The sequence below is a fragment of the Streptomyces griseorubiginosus genome (genome assembly GCF_017614965.1).
Classification (GTDB): Bacteria; Actinomycetota; Actinomycetes; order Streptomycetales; family Streptomycetaceae; genus Streptomyces; species Streptomyces griseorubiginosus_B.
In genome coordinates, this window is record NZ_WVUG01000007.1 from 18,293 (window position 1) to 35,651 (window position 17,359).

Below are 17,359 nucleotides of genomic sequence, written 5' to 3' on the forward strand. Positions count from 1 at the left end.
CGCCTGGAGCCGCAGAAAGGGATGAACGACGTGACACGACCCAGGATCCTGGTGGTGGGCGCGGGCTTCGCCGGCGTGGAGTGCGTACGCAGGCTGGAGCGGAAACTCGCGCCGGCCGAGGCGGACGTCACCCTGGTGACCCCGTTCGCCTACCAGCTCTATCTGCCCCTGCTGCCCCAGGTCGCCTCCGGTGTGCTGACGCCCCAGTCGATCGCCGTTTCGCTGCGCCGCAGCAAGAAGTACCGCACCCGGATCATTCCCGGTGGAGCCATCGGCGTCGACCTGAAGGCCAAGGTCTGCGTCATCCGCACCATCACCGACCAGATCGTCAACGAGCCCTACGACTACATCGTGCTGGCCCCCGGCAGCATCACCCGCACCTTCGACATCCCGGGACTGACCGAGCACGCCTTCGGGATGAAGACACTCGCCGAGGCCGCCTACATCCGCGACCACGTGATCTCCCAGCTCGACCTGGCAGACGCCAGCGACGATCCGGCCGAGCGCGCCGCACGGCTGCAGTTCGTGGTGGTCGGCGCCGGCTACGCCGGCACGGAGACGGCCGCCTGTCTGCAGAAGCTCACCCACGCCGCGGTCAAGCGCTACCCACGCATCGACCCGGCCCTGATCAAGTGGCATCTGATCGACATCGCCCCCAAGCTGATGCCCGAACTCGGCGACAAGCTCGGCCGCAGCGCGCAGGAGATCCTCAAGCGGCGCGGCATCGAGGTCTCACTGGGCGTGTCCATCGAGAAGGCGGGGCCCGAGGAGGTCACCTTCACCGACGGACGGGTGGTACCCACCCGTACCCTCATCTGGACCGCCGGGGTCGCCGCCAGCCCGCTCATCGCCACGCTCGGCGCGGAGACGGTCCGCGGGCGTCTCGTGGTCACCCCCGAGATGAACCTGCCCGGTCACGACGGGGTGTTCGCGCTCGGCGACTCCGCCGCGGTGCCGGACCTGGCGAAGGGTCAGGAGGACGCGATCTGCCCGCCGACCGCGCAGCACGCCATGCGGCAGGGCCCGCAGGTCGCCGACAACATCATCGCGAGCCTGCGCAACCATCCGATGACGCCGTACCGCCACAAGGACCTCGGTCTCGTGGTCGACCTCGGCGGCACCGACGCCGTCTCCAAGCCGCTGGGCATCGAACTGCACGGCCTGCCCGCCCAGTTCGCCGCCCGGGGCTACCACTGGTGGGCGCTGCGCACCAACGTCGCCAAGGTCCGCGTGGCGACCAACTGGACGCTCAACGCGCTCGCCGGCGACGATTTCGTCCGCACCGGCTTCCAGGCCCGCAAGCCGGCCAGGCTCAAGGACTTCGAGTACACCGACGCCTATCTGAGCGCGGAGCAGGTGCGCGAGCAGGTCGAGGGGGCCGGGCGCAAGCAGCTGTGAGACGGGTGCGAGCGGTCCGCGCCCGTCGTGTCATGCTGGGTCGCGGATCATGACGTGAAGCGGGGAGTGAGTACGGCGGCGTGAGGGCAGCACGAGGGTCGGTCAGGGTACGGCTGCGGGATCTCGTGGCGGCCTCCGACCCCGGGCTGCTGCGCCTGACCGCCGGGCTGCGGACGATGGGCGCGATCGCCCTGACGCTGGCCGTGCTCACCCTGCTGCACGCCGATGTGCGCCATCTGGTCGGCGGGGCCATCGCGGCGATGGTGGCCACCTTCGCCATCCGCGAGAAGCAGCCCGGCCCGCAGGCCGTCACCCTCGCCCTCGGGCTTCCGGTGGCCCTGGTCTCCGTGTCCCTGGGCGCGTTGCTGCACTCCCGGGTGATCGCCGGTGACGTCTTCTTCGTCGCGCTCATCTTCTGCGCCGTCTACGCCCGCCGGTTCGGCGACCGGGGCACCGCGCTGGGCCTGATCGGCTTCCAGGTCTACTTCATGTCCCTGTTCGTCGGCGCCACCGTCTCCGCGCTGCCGCAGCTGTACGGCGTCGTGGCGGTCGCCTTCGCGGCCAGTGCGGTCATGCGTTTCGGCCTGGTGCGCGAGACGCCCGCCGGGATCCTGGAGCGGCTGCGGGACGCCTTCCGGGCCCGGCTGGCCCAGCTGGTGTCCGCGCAGCTGGAGCTGCTGGACGCCGGCCCCGACGACATCGACAAGGCCCTGCAGGGCACCCGCGAGGGAACCGCCCGGCTGCACGACACGGCCATGATGATCCAGGGACGGCTGGAGGACGGCACCTCCGACGAGGCCGTGGCCCGGCTGGTGCAGCGGCGCATCGCCGACGCCGAGATCGCCGCCGAGCGCCTCGGTCTGCTGCTGCTCACCGCGCGCAGCGCCGAGCGGGCGGACACCCTGACCCTGCACCTGCCGGGCGCGCCCCTTCCCGAGGGCGGCCGGCTGCCCGTAGGGGACGAGGCGACCGAGACCCTGCGCCGCGATCTGCAGGCGCTGCGGGCGCTGGTGCTGCGGCCGGTCTCGGCCCACCCCGGCGCCGGACTGGTCCAGTTGCGCAACCGGCTGCTCGGCTACCGGGACGAGGAGAACCTGCCCAAGGCCTCCCCCGCCGTGCAGGACGTCTTCCGCGGCATCGGCGAGGCCGCCCGCGCCGTGCTGGGCCTCAGGATCGCGCTGGACGGGCCGCAGGACGAGTCGGACGACACCCCCTCCGCCGCGCGTTCCCGTGAGGAGCTGGACGCCGAGGACGCCGCGATCGACGGTGGCGAGGAGAGCGCCGAGGACGCGGCGACGGGGCTGCGCCGGCCGACCACCCGGGCCGCGGTGCAGGTCGCGGTGGGCTCGTCGCTGGCCATCGTGGGCGGCGAGTTCCTCTCCAGTCAGCGCTGGTACTGGGCGGTGCTGACCTGCTGGATCGTGTTCCTCAACACCGCGTCCACGGGCGAGATCCTGGTCAAGGGCTACCGGCGGCTGGTGGGCACCGTGCTCGGCGTGATCGCGGGACTGCTGCTCGCCGCGCTGGTCGGCCATCACACCTGGACGGCGTTCGCGCTGGTACTGCTGTGCGTGTTCGCGATGTTCTACACGGCGCCGCTGTCGTACACGCTGATGTCGTTCTTCGTGACGGCGGCGCTGGGCCTGCTGTACACGCTGCTGCACACCTACAGCCTGTCGGTGCTCGTGCTGCGGGTGGAGGAGACGGCGCTGGGCGCGGCCTGCGGGATCATCGCGGCGGCGTTCGTGCTGCCGGTGCACACCGATCACCGTACCAACGACCTGCTGGAGACGGTGCTGGAGCGGCTCGGTGAGGTCACCGAGGCGGCGGTGGAGCAGCTCAGCGGCGGGCCGCCGGCCGAACTGCTGGACAAGGCGCGGGACCTGGACCAGGCGCTGGCCGACCTGAGGGCCGCCACGCAGCCGCTGACCCACCCGGTGACCCCGATGCGGGCCCGGCGCAACACCGCCCGGTACGTGGTCGCGCTGCTGGAGACCTCCGCGTATCACGCGCGGTCGCTGGCCGCGATGGCCGAGCTGCTGCCCACCCATCCCGCCATCGCCGCCGATCCCCGGCTGCGCCGGGCGGGACGGCGCCTGCTGCGCAACATCGACGCGATCGCCGCGCGGGTCGCGGACGAACGGGCGGCCGTCGAGGTCGAGACGGGCGCGAGCATCGCCGCGCTGCTGGAGTCGGAGCTGGCCGGCGGATCGCGCTACGGCCGGATCACCGACCGCGTGCTGCGGCATCTGCAGCGGCTGGACGAGGCGGTGGTGGGCCTGGCCCGGCCGCTGCGGGTGCCGGTGGCGGAGCCTAAGCGGTGACGGTGACGGCCTGGGGTCCCCAGTGGTATGTCACATACCACTGGGCTCAGTGCCATGTCACATACCACTGCTCCGTCAGAAGTCCGTGGGCAGGCCGCTGACCTCGGCGATGCCGCGCAGTTCCTCGTTCTGACGGTGCCGCTCGCGGATGTAGTCGGCGATCTCGCCGAGGCGGGTGGGGTCGGAGGCGGTGTCCGCGTCGGTGATCACGCGGACCGGGCCGGTCTCGTCCAGGTTGATCTCGACGACCTCGTTGTCCAGTCTGCCGGTGACCGCGGCGGCGATGACCAGGGCGGCCTCGTCGCGGACCTCCTGGGACAGACCGTCGGTGCGTTCACCGTCGAGCGCGAAGTCGAGCTCGGGCAGACGCTGCTCCTCGATCGCCCGCAGGATCGGCTGGACCACATCGAGCAGCTGAAGGTAGTCCTCCGTGTCCATCCGGGTGCGCAGGAGGCCGAGATACATGTCGACGGGCCGGTGCTCGGGTGGAAACTCGGGTTCGTTCATCCCCATCGTGTTCCCGCTTCCTCCCGCGTCAGACCCGGCGCCAGCGCGCCAGGGCGAACGAGAACAGTCCGAACAGGACCAGGCCGGTCGCCACGCAAGCCAGCAGCCACGGGCCGAGCGGGGTGTCGGCGAACGAGCGCAGGGTGTCGTCCAGTCCCTTGGCCCTGTCGGGCTTGTAGTCGACGGCGGCACGCACCGCGAAGACGCCCGCCGCGGCGAAGACCAGGCCGCGCGCCGCTCCGCCGCCCACTCCGGTCACGTCCACCAGCCGGCGCGCCCAGGGGGCCATCTGCGTGAGCTTGAGCTGACGGCGGTAGTCCCGCCGTACGGCCCGGGCCCCGACCCAGACGCCCGCCACGATGACACCCGCACCCGCGATGCCCACCAGCCATTGCCCGGCGGGCAGTTGCAGGACCCGCGCGGTGATGTCACGGGACTGCTCGTCGCTCGAGCCCCCGCCGCTGCCGCCGTGCGGGCCGGCCGCGAACCGGAGCACCGAGTAGGCGACGAACGCGTAGAAGACGCACCGGGCCGCCGCGATCAGCCGCTTGCGCGCGCTGCGGCCGTCCTTGCCGACCGAGCCGAAGACGGCCTCCGACAGCCGCCACAGCGCCATGCCGACCAGGCCCATGCCCAGCGCCCAGAGCAGGACGGCTCCGAAGGGCTGTCGGGCCAGCTCGCCGACCGCGCCGCCGCGGTCCGCCTGTTGGTCAGTGTCGCCGAAGGCGATCTGCAGCGCGATGACGCCGACCAGCAGATAGATCACCCCGCGGGCGGTGAGCCCGGCACGGGCGGCGCCCTCGGTCACCGAGCCGCGGGCCGCACGTTCGGCCTGCATGCGGGTGGTATGTGACATAGCACTCGCGTTCATGTGAACCTCCCGTCGTGCGGATGCCCCGGCTTCGGGCCCCGACACCGGCCGCAACCCGTGCGATCGCGCCAGTCAGGACCCGCCGCCGGCGGCGGACACGGCTGTGCCCGGAAGCGGGCTCGATGCGCTTCCGGGCACAGCCGTCGTGGACCGGTGCGTGATGTCAGTCGGCCAGGGGTGCGGCGGTCTTCGACGGCGAGTGCGCCGGGTCCGCCGCCGCCAGCAGCCGGTGGGCCGTCTCCAGGGCGTGTCTGACGTCACGGGTACCGGTCGACACGCACAGCGTGTACGCCACGTCCTGGGCGCGCGGGCTGACCCGGCCCGTGCCGGTCTCGGCCTCCTCGGCCCGCAGCGACTCGTACTCCTCGACGAGTTTGCGCAGAAAGGCCGGATGAGGGATCAGCATGGTTTCCGTTCCTCCTCGAATCGGTAATCGCTCGGCTCGGCTCAGACCCCGGTCGACCGCCCGTCGGTGCCCCGTCGGCCGCGCTGGCCCATCGCCTCGGCGCGCACCTGGGCGCAGCTGCGGCTGATGAGGCGGGAGACGTGCATCTGGGAGATGCCCAGCTGATCGGCGATCCGGCTTTGCGTCATGTCCTCGAAGAAGCGCATGTAGAGAATGGCCCGTTCGCGTTCGGGCAGGCGGCGCAGTCCTTCCTTGGCGGACTCGCGGTCGATCACGGTGTCGAAGGAGGAGTCCGTCGTCCCGAGCGTGTCGGCGAGGCTGTAGCCGTCGTCGTCACCGGAGAGCTCGGCGTCCAGCGACAGGGTGCTGAAGCTCTCCAGTGCCTCCAGACCGCAGCTCACTTCCTCCTCGGTGAGCCCGGTGTGGGCGGCGAGGTCGGCGACCGACGGCTCGGGGCTGCCGGGAGTCTGGGTCAGCTCACGGCGCGCGATCCGCACCTTGTTGCGCAGTTCCTGCACCCTGCGGGGTACGCGCAGCGCCCACATGCGGTCCCGGAAGTGCCGCTTGACCTCGCCGGTGATGGTGGGGACGGCGTAACTCTCGAAGGCGCCCCGCTCGGGCGCGAAACGGTCGATGGCCTTGACCAGTCCGAGGGCCGCGACCTGCCTCAGGTCCTCCACCGACTCGCCGCGGTCGCGGAAGCGGCCGGCGATGCGGTGGGCCATGGGCAGCCAGGCCTTGACGAGCTGGTCGCGGATCGCGTCGCGTTCCGGTCCGTCCTCCAGATTCGCCAGCCGGGCGAAGAGGTCGGCCGTGTCGGGGGCGTCGTCGTGCCGCCGCCTGCTGGACGGGGCCTGGGTGGTCTGCGTGCCGGGACGGCTGGTCGAGGTGTCGATGAGCATGCGGATTCGCTCCCGAACTGGGGGTTTCAGGGACATACCGCGGGAGAAGTCGCCACCCGGACCGCCTGAAGGTCCGGCCAGCCATACCGCTCCCGCTGGCGCGCCTCCGGTCCGAAGCACGAAACTCCGTCTGCCCCTAGGTGGTGGGTACAAACTCCGCTTGCCGAAACTCTTCGCTCCGCTTCGTCCGCAGTCCTCAGGGAAGTGCCACCAACGCGGTGATGCACTTGCCGCCGGCGGGCAGCTCGGACACCCGCACATCGCGGGCCAGCCGGCACACGATGGGCCAGCCCAGGCCGCCGGACCGGCGCCGTCCCCGGGCGTCCACGGGGGGCCTGGCCACCGGCAGCTCGGCGCTGCGGTCGCTCACCGAGACGCACAGACAGGGCCCGGCGACGTCGACGCGGAAGTCGGTGACGCCGCCGCCGTGCAGCATGGCGTTGGTGGCGAGTTCCGAGGCGACGAGCAGCGCGTCCCCCAGGGCGTCGGGGTCCCAGTGCGTATGGGTGACCCGGCAGCGTTCGGCGACCAACCTTTCCACGGCCCTGCGGGCGTCGGCCGGGCGGCACAGGCGTGTCGGGCCGGTGCCCCGCGCGCCCGACGGCTCGATGACGGTATCGGTCGCGTGCTTCTCGCACATCGCCATGACTCCCTGTCGGAAGGACGGACTCGCTGCTGATCGACGAGGCAGGCGGCTGGGTCCTGGCCGCCCCACGGCGCCGCACGGGCGCAGGCTGCTTCACGGCCACGGCGAGGTCCCGGCCGACAGCGGCGGCGTACCGTCGCACTGCGTGAGCACCGCAGGTCTCTCCTATCGGCTCACCGCCGCAAGCCCGCCCAAACCTCCCGTGTCGGGCCGGTGGACACCGGTCTTCTCCCGGAGATCGCGGGTACCCGGCCGTCATGAGCGATGTCGTGGACTCAGACGAACTGCTGCGCCGCCTCCAGCGCGCCCGGGCCTGCGCACAGGACGAGGCACGGTCCTGGCGGGAGCGCGCCGACGGCCTCGGGGCGGGCGAGCCGGACCCCGCGAGCGAGGCCGTCGTACGGACCCTGGCGTACGAGACGGTGACCAGGGTGCTGGACGAGATCCTCACCCCCGGCGCCCACTCCGATCAGGGCTGATCCCTGCGGCTCGATTGACGTCCACCGCCCTGGGCACCCGGCGCGGCATGTCAGCCGATCACAGCCGCGCACCCGTCCTGGAAGCCCTGGCAGACTTCCATCGCCAGGGCCAGTTGGCCTTCTCCCCGCCGGGGCACAAACAGGCCCGCGGCGCCGATCCCGCCGTGCGCGAGTTGCTGGGCGACGCCGTGTTCCTCGGTGACGTCCTGGCCTCGGGCGGGCTGGACGACCGGCTCACCCGGGGGCGGGTGCTGGAGCGGGCCGAGGAGCTGATGGCGGACGCGGTGGACGCCGAGCACACGTTCTTCACCACCTGCGGCAGCTCGCTGTCGGTCAAGGCCGCGATGCTGGCCGTCGCGGGCCCGCACGAGAAGCTGCTGATCAGCCGGGACGCCCACAAGTCGGTGGTGGCCGGGCTGGTCCTGTCCGGTATCGAACCGGTGTGGGTGGAGCCCCGCTGGGACGCCGAGCGGCATCTGGCGCACGCCCCGTCCGCCGAACGCTTCGAGCAGGCCTTCGAGGAGCATCCCGACGCCAAGGGCGCCCTGGTCGTCAGTCCCACGCCGTACGGGGCCTGCGCGGACCTGCGGGCGATCGCCGAGGTCTGTCACCGCCGTTCACTGCCGCTGATCGTGGACGAGGCCTGGGGCGCCCATCTGCCCTTCCATCCCGGTCTGCCGTCATGGGCGATGGACGCGGGCGCCGACATCTGCGTGACCAGCATCCACAAGATGGGCAGCGGCCTCGAACAGGGCTCGGTGTTCCATCTGCGCGGCGACCTGGTGCCGCCGCAGCTGCTGAAGACGCGGGCCGACCTGCTGGGCACCACCAGCCCGTCGGTGATGCTGTACGCCGGGATGGACGGCTGGCGGCGGCAGATGGTCCTGCACGGCCGGGAGTTGATGGGCGGGGCGCTGGACCTGGCGGCCGAGGTGCGGGCGGCGATCGAGGAGATCGACGGCCTGCACGTCAACGACCGGGACGACTTCTGCGGTGAGGGCCTGGCCGACGACTTCGACCCGCTGCCGTGCGTCATCGATGTCGCGGGGCTCGGGATCACCGGCTTCCAGGCCGCCGACTGGCTGCGTGAGCACCGGCGGCTGGACATGCATCTCAACGACCACCGCCGGATCGGCGCCCAGATCACCCACGCCGACGACCGGGAGACGACCGGCGAGCTGTTGACCGGGCTGAAGGATCTCGCGCAGGCGGCGCCCGAACTTCCGCGCGCGCCACGGGTGGAGGTGCCCTCGCCCGCCGAACTGCGCATGGTGCAGGCGCAGTTGCCGCGGGACGCCTTCTTCGGTCCCGCCGAGGACGTGCCGGTCGGCCGGGCGGCGGGCCGGATCGCGGCGGAGATGATCACGCCGTATCCGCCCGGGATTCCGGCGGTTCTGCCCGGCGAACGGCTCACCGAGCCGGTGCTGCGGTATCTGCGCACGGGTCTGGAGGCGGGCATGAACCTGCCCGATCCCAGCGATCCTGAACTAAGGACGATCAGGGTCGTGGCGGCCGGAAACGCGCCCGCGGAGTGAAACCGGTCACGCAACCCGCTTTTCGCTACGCGTAGCGCCCCTCGATGGTTTACCGTTCATTCATACGTGGTGGCGGAGTCGACCGTATCCGTCCTCCGGCATCACCGCGAACGGCCCTGGCTGGCCTCCCCCGTCCAGCCAGGGCTTTTTCATGCGCGCGACTTCTTCACCGGAACTGCCGTCCGCCGAGGTGCTCAGCGGACCGGGAGCGGCTGAAATGGGCGTAGGGAAACACCTCAACCCACGCCGGCGAGGAGCCCCGTGCCATGACCAAAGCGATCAAGCTGCTGACCGCCCTCCCTCCGCCCCAGCGCCAGCGTCTGATGGCGCTGGCGAAGGAGGTCTCCTTCCCGGAGGACACCCGGATCTTCGAGGCGGGCGGCCGGGCCGACCGCTTCTGGGTGATCCGCTCGGGGGCGGTCACCCTCGACCAGCGGGTCAACTCGCTGCAGCGGGTCACCGTGGCCAGCCTGGGCGCGGGCGATCTGCTCGGCTGGTCGTGGCTGTTCCCCCCGCACGAGTGGGACTTCGGCGCCGAGGCCTTCAGTCCGGTGCGGGCCTACGAGTTCGACGCGGCGCAGGTGCTGCGGCTGTGCGAGGAGGATCCGCCGCTGGGCATCGTGCTGGTGCGCAGCGTCGCCGAGATCCTCGCCCACCGTCTGGAGATGACCCGGGGCAGGCTGATGGAGCAGTACGCGACACACCGGCGCGGCGGTCTGTAATTCACGACCGCACCACCGGTCGGCCCGGTCCCGCAGGCCCCGGCCCACGCTGGGAGAGATGCCTCGCCGCACCGGCCTCCGACCCGCGCGCCGACGGTCCGCTCGGATCGGCCGGCCGGCCCGCGCCATGCTCCGGGCCGATCGCGTCGAGGATCGGCCCTCGGCGGCCGAGGGCCGTCATTGGATCATCCCGGGCGGCCGGCGGGTCCGGCGCGCACATCCTTGACCGCACTCTCTCCGGAAGGCACCGCTCTCCTCCCCGCAATCCTGATCCGAACGGCGGGCCCTAGATCCGGTAGCGGCGCAGGGCCGGTACCGCCGCGGTGAGGGCCAGCATCGCGGCGACGACCAGCAGGCCGCCGCCCACGACCGCGGCACGCGGGCCGAAGGCGGAGCCCGCGGTGCCGTGCAGGACGTCGGCCAGGCGGGGTCCGCCCGCGACGACGACGGTGAAGACGCCCTGCATCCGGCCGCGCATCTCGTCGGTGGCGGCGGACAGCAGGATCGCCCCGCGGAAGACCATGGAGACCATGTCGGCGAGGCCGGCCACGGCCAGGAAGCCGGCCGCGATCCACAGGTTCCCGCTGAGCCCGAACCCGGCGATCGCCAGCCCCCAGGCGACGACCGCGCCGATGACCATCCAGCCGTGCCGGCGGGCCCGGGAGAAGGTGCCGGAGAACAGTCCGCCGAGCACGGCGCCGATGGGGATGGCCGCGAAGAGCAGGCCGAGGGCCAGCCCCTCGCCGTAGGACTCGTAGGTCTGCGCGGCCAGTTGCGGGAACAGGGCGCGGGGCATGCCGAAGACCATCGCGATGATGTCGGCGAGGAAGGACAGCAACAGCACCTTGTGCCGGGAGATGTAGTGGAAGCCCTCGGCGATCTGCCGTACGCCCGCCCGGCGGACGGCGGTGCCGGCCAGGGGCGGCAGTGAGGGCAGCCGGTAGACCGCCCAGACGGTGACGCACAGCGCGAGGGCGTCGATCAGATACAGCTCGGGCAGGCCGATGACGGGTATCAGGACGCCGGCCAGCAGCGGACCGACGACCTGGCCGGTCTGCATGACGGTGGAGCCGAGCGCGTTGGCCGCGGGCAGCTGCTCCTCGGGCACCAGCCGGGCGATGGAGGCGTTGCGGGCCGGGGCGTTCAGGCCCCAGAACGCCTGCTGCATCGCGAGCAGCACCATCAGCGCCCACACCGAGTCCAGCCCGCCGACGGCCTGCAGCCAGAACAGCAGGGAGGTCACCGCGATGCCGATGTTGGTGATCAGCAGCAGCTTGCGGCGGTCCATGGTGTCGGCGACCGCGCCGCCCCACAGCGCGAACACGATCAGGGGCAGCAGTCCGGCGAGGCTCGCGGCGCCGACCCAGGCCGAGGAGTGGGTGATGTCGTAGATCTGCTTGGGCACGGCGACCGCGGTGAGCTGGCTGCCGACCGCGGTGACGATCGTCGAGGACCACAGGCGCCGGTAGGCGGGGACGCGCAGCGGGCGGGTGTCCATCGCCCAGCGGCGCCAGCCGCGCCCGGTAGGGGCCCCCGCCTCTTCCGCGGCGGGGGCCTGTGGCTGCGGTTCGGTGCTGCTCTCGCTCGTGTCCACGGGTGTCCTGGTTGCTCGATACATCTTTCGGGGCCGGGGCCCACTATCGCAGCAACGCCGGGAAGTTGGGACGCTCGATCTCAGCCCTCGGACATCAGGCACGGGCCACGAGCATGCCGCCGAGTGTGATCATCGTCGCGGCGACCAGCCCGTCCAGCACCCGCCAGGCGGACGGCCTGGACAGGAAGCGGCCGAGCAGACGACCGCCGAAGCCGAGGGCGGCGAACCAGCACAGGCTGGCGAGGGCCGCTCCGAGGCCGAAGGTCCAGCGCAGTTCGCCGCGGTGCGCGGCGATCGAGCCGAGCAGGAACACGGTGTCCAGGTACACGTGCGGGTTGAGCCAGGTCAGCGCCAGACAGGTCACCACCGCCCGGCGACGCGAGCGGGTCGACTCGCCCTCGGTGCGCAGCGAGTCCCCGGCCGGCCGCAGCACCCTGCGGGCGGCGAGGGCGCCGTAGCACAGCAGGAAGCCGCCGCCGATCCAGCCGACCGCCGTGAGCGCCCCCGGGTACGCCACCACCACCGCGCCGACCCCGCCGACGCCGAGGGCGATGAGCGCGGCGTCGGACAGGGCGCAGATGCCGACCACGGCGAGCACCGCGTCACGGCGGATCCCCTGGCGAAGGACGAAGGCGTTCTGGGCGCCGATGGCGACGATGAGCGAGAGGCCGGTGCCGAATCCGGCGGCCGCGGCGGTCAGGGCGTTGGTCATGACATCGACGCTACGGAGACGATCAATCCATGTACAGCTAAAGATTCTCACGTATCATTAGCCGATGTGAAGACAGAGCTGACCGAACTCCCCCTCGACCAGGTCCGCACCCTCCTCGCCGTGGTCGACGAGGGCACCTTCGACGCGGCGGCCGCCGCGCTGCACGTGACGCCGTCGGCGGTCAGCCAGCGGGTGAAGGCTCTGGAGCAGCGCACCGGCCGGGTGTTGCTGATGCGCACGAAGCCGGTACGGCCGACCGAGTCGGGCGAGGTCGTGGTGCGCTTCGCCCGCCAGCTGGCCCGGCTGGAGCGCGACGCGCGCGCGGAGCTCGGCATGAGCGGGGCCGGGGAGCCGACCCGGGTGTCGATCGCGGTGAACGCCGACTCCCTCGCCACCTGGCTCCTCCCCGCCCTCACCGCGGTACGGCACGAGCCCTGGCTCTGCTTCGAGCTGCGCCGCGAGGACGAGACCCGCACGGCCTCGCTGCTGCGCGAGGGCGCGGTGATGGCCGCGGTGACGTCCTCGGCCGAGCCCGTGACGGGCTGCTCGGTGCGCGCGCTGGGCCGGATGCGCTACGTTCCCGCGGCCAACCCGGACTTCGCCCGCGAGCATCTCGACGGCCCGCTGCACGACGTGCTCGCCACGGCGCCCACCGTCGCCTTCGACCGCGGCGACGACCTGCAGGACGCCTTCGTCCGCCGACTGCGCCGGGGCGGCGGCGCCGCGAGTCCGGTACGGCACTTCGTGCCCACGTCGGAGGGTTTCGCCGAGTCCGTCGCGGCGGGCCTCGGCTGGGGACTCGTACCCGAGGTGCAGGCCGAACCCCTGCTGCGGGCCGGGCGCCTGGTCCGCCTCGACCCGGAGCTCACCCTCGACGTCCCCCTCTACTGGCAGCAGTGGAAGCTCGACTCCCCGGCCCTCGCCGCGGTCGCCGACGCGGTCACGCGGGCGGCTCGGCAGGCGCTGCGCGGCTGAGCGAGGCCAGCCGTGCGGCCGCGCTGTCCAGCAGCATCTCCAGCGCGATCGGGTACGCGCTGTGGACCATGCGCGTCGCGAGCAGGGGCGCGGCCTCGGCGATGCGCGGGTGCGTGGTGCGCGGCAGGCGGGCGTAGGTCGAGTGCCACATCTCCTCGTCGGCGCGCAGGGCCGCGCTGGGCAGGGTGAGAGAGGCCGCGTCCAGGGCGGCGAAGGCCAGCGTCTGGTCGATGAAGGCGTGGTAGACGCGCACGGTGTCGGCGAGCGGGAACCCGGCCGTGCGCAGCACGTCCAGGACGGCCTCGTCGGCGGCGAGTTCGTTCGCCCGGCCGGTGACCCGGTTCGTGGTCAGCAGCGCGGCCTGGGGATGGGCGACGTACGCGGCGTGGATGCGCAGTCCGACCGCGCGCAGGTCCGCCCGCCACTCCCCCGTCGGCCGCCAGCCGTCGAGGGCCTGGCCGATCAGCGCGTCACCGATGGCGAGGGTCAGGTCGTCCATGCCGCGGAAGTAGCGGTACAGCGTGCTCGGGTCGGCGTCCAGCGCCAGACCCAGCCGACGGGCGGTCAGGCCCGCGCTGCCGTGCTCGCGCAGCATCCGCAGCGCCGTCTCGACGATCAGCCGCTCCGACAGCACCGTCCCGCTCCTGGTGGGCCGACGCCTGCGCCGCCGCTCCTCGGGCACGACCGGTTTCGGCATGACGACCTCCTTATGCCAACGCCATTGACCTTACGCGAGCGCACGGCGTTCCATCTCCAGCGGGGCCCCAAGTCACCCACCCCCGCACAGGGAGTTCTGCCATGCGTGTACTGCTCGTGGGCGCCGGCGGTGTCGGCACCGCCGTCACCCGGATCGCGGCCCGGCGTTCCTTCTTCGACGCGATGGTCGTCGCCGACTACGACCCGGCACGGGCCGAGGCGGCGGTCGCGGCCCTCGACGACGACCGCTTCACCGCCGAGCGCGTGGACGCGGGCGACGAGCCGGCGGTCGTGGACCTGCTGCGACGGCACCGCTGCGACGTGCTCCTCAACGCCACCGACCCGCGCTTCGTGATGCCCCTGTTCCAGGCGGCCCGCACGGCCGGCGCCACCTACCTCGACATGGCCATGTCCCTCTCGCACCCGCATCCCGAGCAGCCGTACGCGCGGTGCGGGGTCAAGCTGGGCGACGACCAGTTCGCACGCGCCGAGGAGTGGGAGAAGGCGGGCGCGCTGGCGCTCGTCGGCATGGGCGTGGAGCCGGGCCTGTCGGACGTCTTCGCCCGGTACGCCGCCGACGAACTCTTCGACGAGATCGAGGAGATCGGTATCCGGGACGGCGCCAATCTCACCGTGGACGGCTACGACTTCGCCCCCTCCTTCAGCATCTGGACCACGATCGAGGAGTGCCTCAACCCGCCCGTCGTCTACGAGGCCGACCGCGGCTGGTTCACCACCGAGCCGTTCAGCGAGCCCGAGGTGTTCGACTTCCCCGAGGGCATCGGCCCCGTGGAGTGCGTGAACGTGGAGCACGAGGAGGTGCTGCTCGTGCCGCGCTGGGTGAACGCCCGCCGGGTGACCTTCAAGTACGGGCTCGGCAGCGAGTTCATCGACACCCTCAGGACGCTGCACCTCCTCGGCCTGGACAGCACCGCCCCGGTGACCGTGCCCAGTGCGTCCGGACCGGTCGCGGTCTCACCCCGGGACGTCGTCGCCGCGTGTCTGCCCGACCCGGCCGGCCTCGGCGAGCGGATGCACGGCAAGACCTGCGCCGGCACCTGGGTGCGCGGCACCAAGGACGGCGCGCCGCGCGAGGTGTACCTCTACCACGTCGTCGACAACCAGTGGTCCATGAAGGAGTACGGCAGCCAGGCCGTGGTGTGGCAGACCGCCGTCAATCCGGTCGTCGCCCTCGAACTCCTCGCCACCGGCGCCTGGTCGGGCTCCGGCGTCCTCGGTCCGGAGGCCTTCCCGGCCGGCCCGTTCCTCGATCTGCTCACCGCCTACGGCACCCCCTGGGGCATGCGCGAGCGATGAACACCGTTTCTCCGCGATTCCCCTTGTTTTACTCTCGCATCGACAGGTCACCCGAAAACGAGTAAGCCATTCGCGAGGGCACGTACGACTTCGATCGCAGGTGACTATTGATGGACTACTGGCGAGACCAGGCCGCGTGCCGCAACGAGGATCCCGAGCTCTTCTTCCCGATCGGCACCTCAGGCCCCGCGTTGTTGCAGACCGAACAGGCGAAGGCGGTGTGCGCCCGCTGCCCGGTGAGGGACGAGTGCCTGGAATGGGCACTGGACCACGGAGAGATCCTGGGCGTGTGGGGCGGCACCGGAGAGATGGAACGGCGGGCCCTGCAACGCCGCCGCCGCGCCGCGGCCCGCCGGGGTGGCGCGTAGGAGCGGCCGGTACCCACGGGGACGGTGGACGCGCTCAAGGCCGAGACGATCTTGAGCGCGTCCCCGACGTGTGTCCGGGCCCCGACGCGGCCGCGTGGCGGCCGGGTGTGGTGCCGACGACGGCGGTGAAGGCCGCGATGAAGCCACTGGGGTTGGACCATCCGCAGGCGTGGGCGACGTGGGTGACGCCGTGGCCGTCGGCGAGCAGGACGAGCGCGTGATGGACCCGCAGCTGGGTGCGCCACTCGTAGAAGGTCATGCCGAGCTCGTCGTGGAAGAGCCGGCTGAGCGTACGGGCACTGGCTCCGGTGGCGCGCCCCAGTTCGGCCAGCGGGGTGGCGTCCGCGGGGTTGTCGTACAGGATCCGGGCGACGGCCCGCAGCCGGTCGTCGCGCGGCTGCGGCAACTGCAGTGGCTGCTCGTGGGCCTCGTGGAGTTCGTCGACGAGGACGCGGCGCAGGCGGGCCTGTGCCGCGCGGTCGTACTCCCGCGTGCCCGTGAGCGCGAGCAGGAGTTCGCGGGCGAGGTCCGAGGCCAGGAACACGGCCGGACGGTCGGGGACGAGCCGGGACAGGGATGCGGGCAGGAAGACGATCCGCATGTCCGTGTCTCCGTGCGCGCGGTGGTGGTGGGTGAACCCCGCGGGTGTCCAGGCGACGCGGTTGGCGGGAACGACCGCCGTGCCCCGCTCGGTGTGCACCGACAGCACGCCGCGGGCCGCGTACACCAGATGGCCACGGGAATGGGCGTGCGCCGGGCTGGTACCGCCCGACGGCCATTGGTGCGCCCCTCCCGACGGCCAGAGCCGTGATGTCGGGCCGGTCTGGGGAACGTGGCGGCCGATGGGCATGGGCTGGCATTCTACCGGTGGCCGGTCACAGGGCCCGCTGGCGACAGTGGACCCATGGTGAGGACGACGATGCGAGCGGCCGTGTGCGTCCGGGCAGGCGGCCCCGAGGTGCTGGAGATCCGTGAGGTGCCGGTGCCGCGGGTCCGGGAGGGCTGGAGCCTGGTGCGCGTGAAAGGCGCGGGCCTGAACCGGTCCGAGCTCAGGACACGTCAGGGGCATTCGCCGAGCGTGCGGTTTCCGCGGGTGCTGGGAATCGAGTGCGTGGGCGTCGTGGCGGCCTCGACCGATCCCACGCTGCCGGAGGGCACGACGGTGGCCGCGGTCATGGGCGAGATGGGCCGCGACTTCGACGGCGGCTACGCCGAGTACGCGCTGCTGCCCGATTCCCTGCTCATGCCGCTCACGACCACCCTGTCCTGGGAGGTCCTGGCCGCCCTGCCGGAGACGTATCTGACCGCCCAGGGCTCACTCGACGCCCTGGGGATCACGCCGGGCGACCAGGGACGTCTGCTGATCCGGGGCGGCACGTCGTCGGTCGGGATGGCGGCCGCGTCGATCGCCTCCGGTTACGGTCTCGAGACCGCGGCCACGACCCGGCGGCAGAGCAAGGTCGAGGCACTGACCGCGGCCGGCGTGGACCACGTGCTCGTCGACGATGGCGGACCGCTGGGCCCGCGGGTGCACGCGATCTGGCCCGAGGGCCCCGACCACGTTCTCGACCTCGTCGGCACGAGCACGGCGGTGGACTCGCTGCGCCTGGTCCGGCGGGGCGGCACGGTGTGCATGACGGGCACGCTCAGCGGCTGGCTGATCCCGGACTTCGAACCGGTGGCGATGATCCCGTCCGGAACCAAGCTCACCGCCTTCCACAGCGACAACTACAAGGGAGGCGCGGGCGTGGACGTCCTGCGACGGGTCGTCCGCGAGGTGGAGGCCGGCGTCTACCGGCCCAACGTCGACCGCGTCTTCGCTCTCGACGACATCGTCGCCGCCCACCGGTACATGGAGAACGACGAGGCGACGGGAAAGGTGATCGTCGTGCCCCGGTGAATCGACG

At 72.1% G+C, this 17,359-nt stretch carries 18 protein-coding genes; 9 read left to right on the top strand and 9 right to left on the bottom strand.

Features of this window, described 5'->3' with window-relative positions:
- Nucleotides 1-21 precede the first annotated feature (21 nt).
- Together GRC12_RS02560 and GRC12_RS02565 are read left to right on the top strand one after the other, a co-directional pair.
- Nucleotides 22-1,398 (top strand): NAD(P)/FAD-dependent oxidoreductase, encoded by a 1,377-nt coding sequence (locus GRC12_RS02560; RefSeq protein WP_208776970.1) that lies wholly within the window; start codon nucleotides 22-24, stop codon nucleotides 1,396-1,398.
- An 80-nt stretch (nucleotides 1,399-1,478) separates the two neighbouring features.
- Nucleotides 1,479-3,722, top strand: a complete 2,244-nt coding sequence (locus tag GRC12_RS02565; protein ID WP_208776971.1) for an FUSC family protein — start codon at nucleotides 1,479-1,481, stop codon at nucleotides 3,720-3,722.
- Between the two features lie 75 nt (nucleotides 3,723-3,797).
- On the opposite strand, the gene GRC12_RS02570 is transcribed toward GRC12_RS02565, so the two are convergent.
- From GRC12_RS02570 to GRC12_RS02590, 5 genes are all read right to left on the bottom strand, one after another.
- On the bottom strand, nucleotides 3,798-4,229 hold the full coding sequence (locus tag GRC12_RS02570; RefSeq protein ID WP_133048730.1) for a hypothetical protein: 432 nt from the start codon (nucleotides 4,227-4,229) through the stop codon (nucleotides 3,798-3,800).
- A gap of 28 nt (nucleotides 4,230-4,257) precedes the next feature.
- Complete coding sequence (locus GRC12_RS02575) at nucleotides 4,258-5,100, bottom strand: DUF1206 domain-containing protein (RefSeq protein ID WP_208776972.1); 843 nt, start codon at nucleotides 5,098-5,100, stop codon at nucleotides 4,258-4,260.
- 163 nt (nucleotides 5,101-5,263) lie between these two features.
- Nucleotides 5,264-5,506, bottom strand: coding sequence for a DUF5133 domain-containing protein (locus GRC12_RS02580; RefSeq protein WP_208776973.1), 243 nt, complete (start codon nucleotides 5,504-5,506; stop codon nucleotides 5,264-5,266).
- A gap of 41 nt (nucleotides 5,507-5,547) precedes the next feature.
- The gene (locus GRC12_RS02585; protein ID WP_208776974.1) at nucleotides 5,548-6,408 is read right to left on the bottom strand and encodes a SigB/SigF/SigG family RNA polymerase sigma factor; all 861 of its coding nucleotides are present in this window, start codon (nucleotides 6,406-6,408) and stop codon (nucleotides 5,548-5,550) included.
- A gap of 196 nt (nucleotides 6,409-6,604) precedes the next feature.
- Nucleotides 6,605-7,048, bottom strand: a complete 444-nt coding sequence (locus tag GRC12_RS02590; protein WP_208776975.1) for an ATP-binding protein — start codon at nucleotides 7,046-7,048, stop codon at nucleotides 6,605-6,607.
- Between the two features lie 263 nt (nucleotides 7,049-7,311).
- On the opposite strand from GRC12_RS02590, the gene GRC12_RS02595 reads away from it, so the two are divergent.
- From GRC12_RS02595 to GRC12_RS02605, 3 genes are all read left to right on the top strand, one after another.
- The gene (locus GRC12_RS02595) at nucleotides 7,312-7,533 is read left to right on the top strand and encodes a 3-deoxy-D-manno-octulosonic acid transferase (protein ID WP_208776976.1); all 222 of its coding nucleotides are present in this window, start codon (nucleotides 7,312-7,314) and stop codon (nucleotides 7,531-7,533) included.
- 47 nt (nucleotides 7,534-7,580) lie between these two features.
- Complete coding sequence (locus GRC12_RS02600) at nucleotides 7,581-9,068, top strand: aminotransferase class I/II-fold pyridoxal phosphate-dependent enzyme (protein WP_208776977.1); 1,488 nt, start codon at nucleotides 7,581-7,583, stop codon at nucleotides 9,066-9,068.
- 266 nt (nucleotides 9,069-9,334) lie between these two features.
- Complete coding sequence (locus tag GRC12_RS02605) at nucleotides 9,335-9,790, top strand: cyclic nucleotide-binding domain-containing protein (RefSeq protein ID WP_208776978.1); 456 nt, start codon at nucleotides 9,335-9,337, stop codon at nucleotides 9,788-9,790.
- Nucleotides 9,791-10,076: 286 nt separating this feature from the next.
- Here the strand turns inward: GRC12_RS02605 and GRC12_RS02610 are convergent, their stop codons facing one another.
- Both GRC12_RS02610 and GRC12_RS02615 read right to left on the bottom strand, forming a co-directional pair.
- Nucleotides 10,077-11,408: an MFS transporter gene (locus tag GRC12_RS02610; RefSeq protein WP_208776979.1), complete on the bottom strand. Its 1,332-nt coding sequence runs from the start codon at nucleotides 11,406-11,408 to the stop codon at nucleotides 10,077-10,079.
- Nucleotides 11,409-11,478: 70 nt separating this feature from the next.
- On the bottom strand, nucleotides 11,479-12,096 hold the full coding sequence (locus GRC12_RS02615) for a LysE/ArgO family amino acid transporter (RefSeq protein ID WP_208776980.1): 618 nt from the start codon (nucleotides 12,094-12,096) through the stop codon (nucleotides 11,479-11,481).
- Between the two features lie 66 nt (nucleotides 12,097-12,162).
- On the opposite strand from GRC12_RS02615, the gene GRC12_RS02620 reads away from it, so the two are divergent.
- The gene (locus GRC12_RS02620; protein WP_308286458.1) at nucleotides 12,163-13,071 is read left to right on the top strand and encodes a LysR family transcriptional regulator ArgP; all 909 of its coding nucleotides are present in this window, start codon (nucleotides 12,163-12,165) and stop codon (nucleotides 13,069-13,071) included.
- Here GRC12_RS02620 and GRC12_RS02625 read toward each other — a convergent pair.
- Nucleotides 13,037-13,768 (bottom strand): TetR/AcrR family transcriptional regulator, encoded by a 732-nt coding sequence (locus tag GRC12_RS02625; protein ID WP_208776981.1) that lies wholly within the window; start codon nucleotides 13,766-13,768, stop codon nucleotides 13,037-13,039. The genes GRC12_RS02620 and GRC12_RS02625 overlap by 35 nt on opposite strands.
- 101 nt (nucleotides 13,769-13,869) lie before the next feature.
- Here GRC12_RS02625 and GRC12_RS02630 point away from each other — a divergent pair, with 101 nt between their 5' ends.
- Nucleotides 13,870-15,084 (top strand): saccharopine dehydrogenase family protein, encoded by a 1,215-nt coding sequence (locus GRC12_RS02630; protein WP_208776982.1) that lies wholly within the window; start codon nucleotides 13,870-13,872, stop codon nucleotides 15,082-15,084.
- 110 nt (nucleotides 15,085-15,194) lie between these two features.
- Nucleotides 15,195-15,452, top strand: a complete 258-nt coding sequence (locus tag GRC12_RS02635) for a WhiB family transcriptional regulator (RefSeq protein WP_133048717.1) — start codon at nucleotides 15,195-15,197, stop codon at nucleotides 15,450-15,452.
- A gap of 34 nt (nucleotides 15,453-15,486) precedes the next feature.
- On the opposite strand, the gene GRC12_RS02640 is transcribed toward GRC12_RS02635, so the two are convergent.
- On the bottom strand, nucleotides 15,487-16,302 hold the full coding sequence (locus GRC12_RS02640; protein ID WP_208776983.1) for an AraC family transcriptional regulator: 816 nt from the start codon (nucleotides 16,300-16,302) through the stop codon (nucleotides 15,487-15,489).
- Nucleotides 16,303-16,356: 54 nt separating this feature from the next.
- On the opposite strand from GRC12_RS02640, the gene GRC12_RS02645 reads away from it, so the two are divergent.
- Entirely contained in the window at nucleotides 16,357-17,352 is a 996-nt protein-coding gene (locus GRC12_RS02645; RefSeq protein WP_244371929.1) for a zinc-binding dehydrogenase, read from the top strand.
- Nucleotides 17,353-17,359: the final 7 nt, after the last annotated feature.